General features: G+C 66.3%; 3 protein-coding genes. All 3 read left to right on the plus strand.

Going from position 1 to position 3308, the window contains the following annotated elements:
- On the plus strand, positions 1-1254 hold a 1254-nt coding region (purF, locus tag AC1D00_RS32840; protein WP_477013528.1), incomplete at its 5' end, for an amidophosphoribosyltransferase.
- Between the two features lie 156 nt (positions 1255-1410).
- Positions 1411-2151: an SDR family NAD(P)-dependent oxidoreductase gene (locus AC1D00_RS32845; RefSeq protein ID WP_477013529.1), complete on the plus strand. Its 741-nt coding sequence runs from the start codon at positions 1411-1413 to the stop codon at positions 2149-2151.
- 104 nt (positions 2152-2255) lie between these two features.
- On the plus strand, positions 2256-3308 hold a 1053-nt coding region (locus tag AC1D00_RS32850; protein ID WP_477013530.1), incomplete at its 3' end, for an NHL repeat-containing protein.

Genomic DNA, 3308 nt, shown 5'->3' on the forward strand with positions numbered 1-3308 from the left:
TTCTCCCGCCGCGAGGTGATCGACCGCCTGCCCGGGAACATGGCCGTCGGCCATGTCCGCTACTCCACCACCGGCGCCACCATCCTGCGCAACGTGCAGCCGCTGTTCGCCGAGCTCAATGCCGGCGGCCTTGCGGTCGCCCATAACGGCAACCTCACCAACGGCCTGACGCTGCGCCGCGAGCTCGTGAAGAGCGGCGCGATGATGCAGTCGACCACCGACACCGAGGTGATCCTGCACCTGGTCGCGCGCTCCCGGCGCACCCGCTTCATCGAGCGCTACATCGACGCGCTGCGCGAGATCGAGGGCGCCTATGCGCTGGTCTCGCTCACCAACAAGAAGCTGGTCGGCGCGCGCGACCCGCGCGGCATCCGCCCCCTGGTGCTCGGTGAGCTCGACGGCTGCCCGATCCTGACCTCCGAGACCTGCGCACTCGACATCATCGGCGCGCGCTTCATCCGCGACATCGAGCCGGGCGAAGTCATCGTGTTCGACGAGAACGGCCAGGACATCCACAAGCCGTTCCCGCCGATGGCGCCACGTCCCTGCATCTTCGAATACATCTATTTCTCCCGTCCGGATTCCATCGTCCACGGCCGCTCGGTCTACGAGGTGCGCAAGGCCTTCGGTGCGCAGCTCGCGCGCGAGAGCCACGTGCCGATCGACGTCGTCGTGCCGGTGCCGGATTCCGGCGTGCCCGCCGCGGTCGGCTATAGCCAGCATTCCGGCGTGCCGTTCGAGCTCGGCATCATCCGCAACCACTATGTCGGCCGCACCTTCATCCAGCCGACGCAGGCGATCCGCGAATCCGGCGTGCGCATGAAGCATTCGGCCAACCGCGCCGCGATCGAAGGCAAGCGCATCATCCTGATCGACGACTCGCTGGTGCGCGGAACTACCTCGAAGAAGATCGTGCGCATGATGCGCGATGCCGGCGCGAAGGAAGTGCATTTCCGCCTCGCTTCGCCCCCGATCCTCTATCCCGATTATTACGGCATCGACCTGCCGGATCGCGGCGGCCTCTTGGCGGCGACGCATTCGCTGGAGGAGATGCGCGAGATCATCGGCGCCGACTCGCTCGCCTTCCTGTCGATCGACGGCATGTACCGCGCCATGGGCGAGCCCGGCCGCGACCCGGCCAATCCGAAATTCTCGGATCACTGCTTCACCGGGGCGTATCCGACCCACCTCACCGACCAGACCCAGACCGAGCAGCAGCCGCGGCAGCTGTCACTGCTGGCGGAAGCGAGCTGACGGCGAAGCCGTCATCCCGGGGCGCGCGATAGCGCGAACCCGGGATCTCGAAGTCGTATCATAGCCTCTGGATTCTGGGTTCGATGCTTCGCATCGCCCCGGAATGACGACCAGGCGGGGGCTTGCCCCAGCCGTTCACGCCTGTAAAACGCGGCCATGACAAAGCCCCTCGCCGACCGCATCGCTCTCGTCACCGGCGCCTCGCGCGGCATCGGCTTCGCCACGGCCAAAGCGCTGGCGAAGGCCGGCGCGCACATCGTCGCGGTGGCGCGCACGCAGGGCGGGCTGGAAGAGCTCGACGACGAGATCCGGAAAGAGGGCGGCAGCGCCACGCTGGTACCGCTCAACCTCACCGATTCCGACGGCATCGCGCGGCTCGGGGCCGGCCTGCACGAACGCTACGGCAAGCTCGACATCCTCGTCGGCAATGCCGGCGTGCTCGGCCCCTCCTCGCCGATCGGCCATATCGAGCTGAAGACCTTCAACGACGTCATGGCCGTCAACGTCTCCGCCAACTTCCAGCTTATCCGCTGCATGGAGCCGCTGCTGAAGCAGTCCGACGCCGGCCGCGCCGTGTTCATCACCTCGGGCGCCGCCAACAAGGCGACCGCCTATGTCAGCCCCTACGCCGCCTCCAAGGCCGCGCTGGAAACGCTGGCGCGCGCCTGGGCGCAGGAGACCGCGAACACGCCTCTTCGCATCAACCTGTTCAACCCCGGCCCGATCCGCACCCGCATGCGTGCAACCCTGATGCCGGGCGAGGATCCTGCGACACTCGACACGCCCGAGCAGGTCGCCGAATTCATCGTGCCGATGTGCGCGCCTGACTGGACCGAGACCGGCAAGTTCTACGACTACAAGACGCGCAGCCTGATGAGCTTCCGCTCGCCGGCCTGATTGACTTGACCAATTGGCTCGGCCGATTGACTTGGCCCCCTCCCCGCGATTGACTGCCCGCGCTCAAGCGGCAGCAAGCCGCAAGCCAAAAAAGGGAGGTTGCCATGGCACCATGGCATGATCGCGCAGGCGCTGGCCGTGCGCTCGCACGCGTCTCTCACGCCTTCTCCATCCTGATCGCGGCACTCGCATTTGCGCTTCCGGGCGTTGCGACCGCCGGCGATGTCCCGACATTCGCCGTCGATCCCTCCTGGCCCAAGCAGCTGCCGAACAACTGGATCCTCGGCCAGGTCGGCGGCATCACGGTCGATTGGCAGGGCCACATCTGGGTGATCCATCGCCCACGCTCGCTCACCGACGACGAGAAGGGCGCGAGCCTCAATCCGCCAYGCTCGAAATGCTGCGTCTCGGCGCCGCCCGTGCTCGAATTCGACGCCGATGGCAATCTGCTGCGCTCATGGGGCGGTCCGGGCGAAGGCTACGAATGGGTCGGCCGCGAGCACGGCATCGAGGTCGACGAGCGCGGCTTCGTCTGGGTCGGCGGCAATGCCGACAACGACAACGCGATTCTGAAGTTCACGCTCGACGGCAAGTTCGTCGCCCAGATCGGCAAGATTGCACCGAGCCTCGGCAGCAACGACACGACGCAGCTCGGCAAGCCCGCCGAGACTGCCATCGACAAGGACGCGAACGAAATCTACGTCGCCGACGGCTATGGCAACCGTCGCGTCATCGTGTTCGACGCGAGCACGCTGGCCTACAAGCGGCACTGGGGCGCCTATGGCAACAAGCCGGATGACAACAAGCAGGCGCCCTACGATCCCAAGGCGCCGGTTGCCCAGCAGTTCGGCAATCCCGTCCATCGCGTGAAGCTCGCCAATGACGGGCTGGTCTATGTCTGCGACCGCATCAACAACCGCATCCAGGTGTTTCGGAAAGACGGCACCTTCGTGAAGGAGTTCTTCTTCGAGAAGAGCACGCTCGGCAACGGCGCGGTGTGGGACGTCGCGATCTGGCCCGATCCGAAGCAGACCTGGCTGCTCAGTGCCGACGGCGAGAACAACGAGATCAGGGTGATCAGGCGCGACGACGGCAGCGTGGTCGGCAGCTTCGGGCACAGTGGCCGCAATGCCGGGCAATTCCACTGGGTGCATGCC

Source organism: Bradyrhizobium sp. P2_E8, assembly GCF_056403875.1.

Excerpts from the sequence above, each read along its gene's own strand:
- AC1D00_RS32845 (WP_477013529.1), top strand. The coding sequence starts at position 1,411 with ATGACAAAGCCCCTCGCCGACCGCATCGCTCTCGTCACCGGCGCCTCG.